This window comes from Streptomyces sp. ISL-94 (assembly GCF_018614075.1).
In the GTDB taxonomy this organism is placed as follows: domain Bacteria; phylum Actinomycetota; class Actinomycetes; order Streptomycetales; family Streptomycetaceae; genus Streptomyces.
The window spans coordinates 20,683-28,464 of record NZ_JAGGOZ010000082.1; the positions used below are offsets into that span (position 1 = coordinate 20,683).

General features: G+C 66.5%; 4 protein-coding genes and 1 pseudogene. 4 read left to right on the plus strand and 1 reads right to left on the minus strand.

All coding sequences use genetic code 11. From position 1 onward, the window contains the following. The first annotated feature begins 152 nt into the window (after positions 1 to 152). The 4 genes from J7E94_RS24515 to J7E94_RS24530 are packed head-to-tail and all read left to right on the plus strand — an operon-like array spanning position 153 to position 7,415. Positions 153 to 854 (plus strand): TnsA-like heteromeric transposase endonuclease subunit, encoded by a 702-nt coding sequence (locus tag J7E94_RS24515; protein ID WP_308345437.1) that lies wholly within the window; start codon positions 153 to 155, stop codon positions 852 to 854. Further along, positions 851 to 3,037, plus strand: coding sequence for a DDE-type integrase/transposase/recombinase (locus tag J7E94_RS24520; protein WP_215018955.1), 2,187 nt, complete (start codon positions 851 to 853; stop codon positions 3,035 to 3,037). Before J7E94_RS24515 ends, J7E94_RS24520 begins: the two co-directional genes overlap by 4 nt. Then, entirely contained in the window at positions 3,034 to 4,155 is a 1,122-nt protein-coding gene (locus J7E94_RS24525) for an AAA family ATPase (protein ID WP_215018956.1), read from the plus strand. Before J7E94_RS24520 ends, J7E94_RS24525 begins: the two co-directional genes overlap by 4 nt. Further along, the gene (locus J7E94_RS24530) at positions 4,152 to 7,415 is read left to right on the plus strand and encodes a TniQ family protein (protein WP_215018957.1); all 3,264 of its coding nucleotides are present in this window, start codon (positions 4,152 to 4,154) and stop codon (positions 7,413 to 7,415) included. The genes J7E94_RS24525 and J7E94_RS24530 overlap by 4 nt, the downstream gene beginning before the upstream one ends. A 125-nt stretch (positions 7,416 to 7,540) precedes the next feature. On the opposite strand, the pseudogene J7E94_RS24535 reads toward J7E94_RS24530, so the two are convergent. Then, a pseudogene (locus J7E94_RS24535) lies at positions 7,541 to 7,762 on the minus strand (IS5/IS1182 family transposase); the annotation flags it as partial. Between the last annotated feature and the right edge of the window lie 20 nt (positions 7,763 to 7,782).

Genomic DNA, 7,782 nt, shown 5'->3' on the forward strand with positions numbered 1-7,782 from the left:
TCTCTACCGGTGAGGGTGAAGTCCGGTGATCAGTACGGGCATTCGGGGTTCGACTGCTTGATCGTATGGGTCAGTTGCTCGTGATCAGCATGGGCTGAGCGCGAAGGTGCTCGATGGTCGCAATACGTAGGCGTGGTGCCGCAGGAGCGGCGGTGTGGATCCGGTACGGCGAGGATGAGGTGCGGGAGGTGTCGTTCGAGCAGCTTGGGCAGCGGCATTTCGAGGGTTCGGTTCCGTGGCGGGCGATGCGGTCGAGGCGTGGGCAGGCGCATCTGCCGGGCAGTTACTGGTCGTCGACGATGGGCGGCCAGGTGGTCTTCGAGAGTCAGTTGGAGCTTGCCCGGCTGCTTCTGGCGGACTTCGACCCGGATGTGGTGGGGATTCGGGCGCAGCCGTGCTGGATGCGGCACCGGGTGAAGGGGCGGGTGCGTAGGCATGTCCCGGACTTCCTGCTCACGCTGCGCAGCGGCTTGGTGCGGGTGGTGAATGTGAAGCCGGCCGACCGGGCGAAGGATCCGAAGGTTCGTGAGGCGCTTGCGTGGCCGGGGGAGCTGTTCACCGCGCACGGGTGGCTGTATGAGGTCTGGTCGGGTGGTGAGCCGATGGTGTTGAAGAACGTGCGGTTCCTTGCCGGGTATCGGCGGCCGTGGGTGGTGGACGGCGATCTCGTCGAGCGGGCATGTGAGCTGGTGAGGGAAGGCGACGAACTTGCGTTGGCAGAGAGAAGGTTGTGCAGCTTCGGCGAGTGTGAGGATGTGCGTCCGGCGTTGCTGTCGCTGTTGTGGCGGGGGTATTGGACGACGGATCTGACGCGTCCGCTCAGTGGCCGTTCGGTGCTCAGGAGGTGCACGTGAACGGGGGTGTGGCGGTGCTGCGGGCGGGGCTGGTGGTGCAGCATGACGGTGAGCAGTTCACGGTGGTGGAAATATCCGGGAGCCGGATCCTGTTGCAGAGCCGGTCTGGCGGACTGCGGCAGGTCGATCTCGGGTGGCTGCTGTCGCATCCGACGACGCGGATTCCGGAAGCCGCCGCCGAGCCGTTGCCTGGGCTGGGGGCGCAGTTCTCGGCGCTCAGCAAGGAAGAACAGGCGGCGTTTCAGGAGCAATACGAGCATTTGCTGGAGGTGGAGACCGGATACCGGCACGGATGCGCGGAGTTGGCGCTTGAGGGAGAACCGCGTCCGCAGTACGCGCCTCATGTGCCGAAGATGGACCGCTACGAGGCGAAGGCCACTGAACTCGGTGTGAGTGTCATGACGGTGCGGCGCCGGCTGATGAAGATCAAAGGCCCCGAAGGTGTGGCCGGGCTACTGCCCGCCGATCGCGGCCGCGGTCCACTGGGGGCGACGGATCCACGCTGGATCGACATGTGCCGCAAGGTGCTCGACGAGTACGTCGAGGAGAGCACTCCGCCGCGGCATCTGATCATCGCGACGGTCGAGGAGCGCCTTGCCGCGGAGTTCGGGCGGGGCACGGTGAAGCTGCCGAAGATGACGGCGGCGTACGTGCTGTTGAAGGAGCTGGGCCGGGGGCGCAACGCGTTTTCGGGCAGCGCGAAGGGGCGCCGCTCGATCGCGAACCGCCCGCCGGGCGTCTACGGCAAGCTGAGGGCGACCCGTCCCGGCGAGTACGTGCTCGTGGATACGACGCGGCTGGACGTGTTCGCGATGGAGCCGGTCACCTGCCGGTGGGTGCAGTGCGAGCTGACCGTCGCGATGGACCTCTACACGCGCTGCATCACGGGGCTCAGGCTGACGCCGGTGTCGACGAAGGCCGCCGACGTCGCAGCCGTCCTCTATGAGACCGTGCGCCCGCGCACGAGCAGTGAGCGGGCGGGGCTGCCGCATCACGGGGTGCCGAGTGCGGTGGTGGTGGACGCGGCACGGCTGGTGGATGTGCGGGGTGAGTGGCTGTTGCCGTCGGTGGCGGCGGAGACGCTGGTGTTCGACCACGGCAAGATCTACCTGTCGCAACACGTGCAGGCCGTGTGTGACCGCCTCGGTATGTCGCTGCAGCCGGCCCGGCCGTACACACCGACGGACAAGGCGCCGCTGGAGCGCTGGTTTCGAACCCTGCGCGAGGGGCTGCTCGCGGCGCTGCCCGGCTACAAGGGCGCGGATGTCCACGGCCGTGGCAAGGACGTGGAGGAGAAGGCGTTCTTCTTTCTGCCGGAACTGGAAGCGATCATCCGCGAGTGGATCGATTTGATCTACCACCGGCGCGTTCACTCGGGTCTGTGTATCCCGGAGGCTCCTGGGCTTGAGATGAGTCCGCTCGACATGTACGAGCACGGCATTCAGCGGGCCGGGCATCTGCGGATCCTGGGGCGGCCGGATCTCGCGTACGACTTCCTCGATGTGAAGTGGACCACGATCCAGCACTACGGGGTGGAGATCGGCACCCTGCGCTACAACGGCCCCGCCCTGAAGGGGCGGCGCAACACGACGAGCCCGTACGGCGGGATCCACAGCGGGAAGTGGCCGATCGCCGTGGACCCGGGGGACATCACCCGCGTCTACTTTCAGGACCCCGATCCCAAGAGCAGGCGGTGGCATGAGCTGCGGTGGGAACACGCCGATTCGCTCGATGGCCCGCTCAGCCGTGAGGCGTTGCAGTACGCGCGCCGGCTGGCGGTCAGGACCCAGCGGTTTCCCGATGCCAAGCGCACACTGATCGAGCTGTTGGAGCGGTGGGGCGCGGGCCTGACCGGCAGCCGGGAAGAGCGGCGTATCGCGCTGCGGCTGTCGGATGAGCGACTGTCCATCATGGGCCCCGGCACAGTTGGGCTAGGCGCCGAAGAGGACGATCCCCAGGTGTCCGTTGCGCAGTTGCCGTCGGTGCGTCAGCTCACGGCTCTGGCCTCCACCCAGCCCGAGGCCGACGAGCGAGATCCGGCTGAGACGCCCGCCATGGATGGGCCGGTGCTCGGGGCGGGTGGGGACGATGACGAGGACCATGATCTCGATGCCGTCCTGCCTGAAGACGCCGGCGCGGTCAGCGACGAGGAGTACTACGCGGACGCGTGGGATGTGTCATGACCGCCGCGTTCGAAGAGGGAGAGCGCAACTACAGTCCCGTGCAGTTGACGGGTTTTGTGGAGATGTGCGAGCGGCCCGCTCGGGAGCGTCCCCGGCAGTTGAGCCGGCCGGACATCAAGGATCTGACACACCGTGAATTCCTCGTCTACAAGGAGCGGCGCGCGGTGTGGCATGCCAACATCGGGCCGATCAAGACAGCCCAGCTGAAGGAACTGCATGACGGGCTGGCGGAGATCGTGGACTCGAACCGGCAGGACGGCGACAAGGTGAAGCCGTCGGCGGTGGTTGACGCGTTTCCCGGGTTGGGGAAGACGACCGCGGTCTTGGACTACGTGAAGCAGTACCACCGTGATCAGATTCTGGTGCACGGCGCCACTACTCCCAGCGGGCACCGCCGCGTCCCGGTCGTGAACATCACGCTCACGGGCAACATCACGATCCGCGGCTTGAACGAGGCGATCTGCCGGTTCTATGAACTGCCCGAGACCGGCAACGCCGACCAGCTCGCCGCCCGTGCCGCTCGCGCCGCCCGGGCCATGTGCACCACCGTCATCGTCGTCGACGACATCCACTTCCTCGACCTGCGCCGCACCAACCACCGTGTCGTGGCCAACCACTTCAAGCACTTGTCCACCGTCTTCCCCGTCACGTTCATCTACGTCGGAGTGGGCGTGGAAGCACGCGGGGTTCTCACTGACGGTCTCGATATCGAGGACATCGACCTCGCGCAGGCGGCCCGCCGGATGACGACGTTGACACTGCCGCCGTTCACCGTGGACACGGAGGCCGGGCGGGCGCAGTGGCGCCAGTTGATGCTCACCATCGAACGGCTTCTCGTCCTCGGCGACGCCTACCGCGGCATGCTCGCCGAAGACCTCGCCGACTACCTGTATGCCCGCTCCACCGGCCACTTCGCGTCACTGATGACGCTCATTGCCCGCGGCTGCCGGCGCGCTGTGGACAGCGGTGAGGAGCGGCTGACCGTGGACCTGATGGACACCGTCAAAAACGATGTGGCGGCTGAGCGAGGACGCCTGGAACTCCAAGCGGCCCTGGAAGCCGGCACCCTGACCACCAAACCCCGCCGCAAGAAGAAGGGGCCGGGCCGGTGCCCATGACCATCAACACCGTGGCCATGGCGCCCGCGTTTTCGGCTGGGCGGCTCCCCTATGTGGTGGAGCCGCTGCAGGGTGAGGCTCTCGACAGCTGGATCGAAGCCTACGCCCGTCAACTCATCGTCACCTCACGTGAATTCCTGATGTTCATCGGACTTCCCGGCGCCCACCTGGAGCACATGCTGGTCAAACTCCTTCCCGAAGAGGCTGCTGTCCTCACCCGGCGTACCGGAGTTGAGCCCGAGGCCTTGCGTGCGATGACGCTGGAGCCCTTTGACCAGATCACTGTGACGGTCCGGCACACCACGCGCGGGCTCGGCTCCCCGCCGAGCTGGCGCCGGCACAAGGGCAGCAGATACTGCCCCACCTGCCTGGCCGAAAACGGCGGCCGCTGGCAGCTGTCCTGGCGCAGCCCCTGGACCTTTGCCTGCACCCAGCACGCCCAACTCCTGGTGGAGACCTGCGAAGGGTGCGGTCAGCGCCCGCACCCTGCAGGCCGTCACCCCGCGGGCGTGACGAACCCGGCTCTCTGCACGATGGCGCGCGACCTCGCGCGCAGCAGCAAAGGCGCACGCCTGCCCTGCCACACCGACCTCACCACTGCTGTGGCCCAGCCGATCCCCGCCGATGGCGAGATCATCCGCGCCCAGCACTCTGTCGACACGGTCATCCGCGGCCGCACAGGCCGCGACCGAGATCCCGACCAACCGCACCCGAGCCTGGATGAGCTCTTCTTCCTGGCCTGGCGGGGCCTGGCCACGCTCCACGACGACAACCTCCCCATCCCCCAAACGGCTTCGGGTCTCCTGGAAGAAGCAGGTGGACACACCCTGGCCCTGCTGACCGGGCTCAGCAACGAGACTGCCACTGATGTGGCGGTCGGCACCGCCACCGCCATGACCGTTCTGGAGCGCGGCCACCCCCACAGTGATGCGGTACTGCGCTGGATCGCCGACTCGCACCTGCGCAAAGACGGCTCCATGGAAGTGTTGTTGAAGTTCAACTCCTGGCGCACGTCCTGCTCACCGGCCACCGTGACGCGCGCGTTGACGGTCATCGACTCCCGCCTGCGGATCATCGATCGGCTGCGCTTCGCCACGACCTCCCCCACCCCACAACCGCCCGCCGCGCACCCTGAGCTGATCGAGCGCCGCGCCGCGGCGATCCCGGCGACGCTGTGGCCCTCGTGGAGCATGAGGCTCATGCCGCACCAGATCGGCGGGCCCAGGGGCGCGAAGGTCGCCGAGTTCCGGGCCGGGCTCAGTACGCTCCTTCTGATGGTCCGCTCCACCAGCCGCGTCTATCGCGACGCACTCGCACTTCTCGGCGACACCGTGTCCCCGAGTTTCGTCAAGAGCATGATCACCCGCCTCGACCGCCAGTACCTGACCCCCCTGTTGGCCGCGCTGACACAACTGGCCGACTCCCTCGACGAGCATGGATCGCCCATCGACTACCAGCGGCGCCGGAGCCTGGCCGACATAAGACTGGCCATCGACCGCCCGGCGTACCTGCAACTCGCCGCCCAAAACCGCTGGCGCACTCCCACCGAACTCAGCCTGGATGCCCTGGACCAGTATCTCAGGGCGATGTGGATTGGCACGCTCACACACACCGACCACCGTCTGAACGACCTGCGGTTTCGCGCGGATCCCGCGGTGCGCGCCTTCCTGTTCGACCAGGCCGCCGGACACCTGCAGCGACTGGGCATCGACGAACCCGTCACCTGGGAACCACCGCCCGAGTGGGTGAGCGGCATCCCCTGGCCCGGCACCGAACCGGCCGACATCAGCGCGGAGGAATTCCGGCGCACCGCAGCACGCCACCGCAAAATCACCGATGTCGCCGACTCGCTTGGCATCGGTATCGAGCACGCCCGCCTGTACGTCGAACTCGCCAGCACCATCCCCACAGTTCAACGGAAGACTCTCGGCACCCCTCGCGGTCCGCGTACCACGGCCCCAGACGCGGCCATCCTGCATGACTTGTACGTCACCCAGGGCCTCTCCCTTCGGGGGATGAGCAAGGCCACCGGCTCCAGCGTGGAGGTGCTCAAGGCGGCACTTCGGGAAGCCGGTATCGCCATACGCCGACCCCGGGAGCGGGCCAGCAGAGGATGCCGCCTTGATGGTGACTGGCTCTACGACCAGTACGCCGTGAAGTGCCGGGGCTTTGCCGAGATAGCCGAAGAAGTCGAAATGGGCGTGCGCACCATTCGCCGCATCGCCCGCACGTGCGGCTTCCCGATCAGGCGACACGACGGAGTACCCCGGGATTTCATCGAGACCACCCGCGGACTGGATCTGCCCCCCGCCGTGTACCAGGCGTTCTGCGGACGCAACGCGGTGCAGCGGGTCAGCAACGTCAGTCTGCTGCTCGATCACTCCACGATCCCCGAGGTCGCCGCAGCCTGCGGCATCCGCGTCTCAGACCTTCAGCGGCAGATGGCAGTCGTCGAGAAGTCCACCGGGATCCGCCTACTGGACACTTCGGCACGGCCGCGGCTTACCGCCGAGGGCCGACAACTCCTGCACGACGCCAGACCGGTAGTCGAGCGCTACACCCGCCTGTACGCCGACAATCCTGGCGCCACATCTGCCGTGCACGGGAGAAGCCCCCGCACCGCCGCCCCCGCCCCAGACATCCTTCGAGATCTCTATCTCGAGCAGGGATTCTCCCTCCATAAGCTCAGGGACATCACCGGCGCCAGCATCACCGTTCTCAAGCAAGCCCTGAGCAGCGCCGGAATCGAGATCCGCAGACAGGGGCACCGCCCCGGATACGCCTACCGGATCGACCGCGACTGGCTGTATGAGCAGTACGTCTTGCAGCACCGCACCTTCACCGACATCGCCGATGAAATCGGGGTGGTCTCGACAACCGTTCTCAACATAGCCAGAAGACACAACATCCCGATCCGGAGCGCGGTCGGAGTACCCCGGGACTTTGCCGCCACCACACAAGGACTCGTCATCCCTCCCGTCGTCTATCGGGCGTTCTCCGGATGGAAGTCCGTCGGACGGCTGAAGAAGATCAGCCTGCTACTTGACCACCATGCGCTCGAAACTGCCGCCGAAGCGGCCAACGTGCGGCCGTCAGAACTGAAGCGGATCGCCGCAATCATCGAGAAGGACACCGGCATTCCCATACTGCAGACTGTGAAGCCCCCGAGGCTCACAGCGGCAGGCCGAACGCTTCTGCAGCAGGTCATGCCGGTCCTTCACCGCTATGACGCCGTGGCGGGTAGCACTTCCGCACCATAAGCGTCCGTGACGGGCCGAGGGCATAACGGGGCAAAGACGCTGGGTGAAGCGCACGGTCCGGCAATCGAGCCCGCCGGGACTCACTCCGAGGGGCCGACGCCGCTAGGGCGTGTATTGAGTCGTGATCAATGAGTGGTCCGGGTGAGGTCCTTGATCCAGATCATCGAGGCACGTAGATGGAGGCCGGCGAGGTAGCTGTCGGAGGTCTTGTCGTATCGGGTAGCGATGCCTCGCCATGCCTTGAGCTTGTTGATCAGACGTTCGACGGTGTTTCGCTCCTTGTAGAGGCCGGCGTCGTGGCTGACGGGCCGGCCGCCTCTGGAGCCCTTCTTCTTCCGGTTGGCGGCTTAGACCGACCGGCAAATGG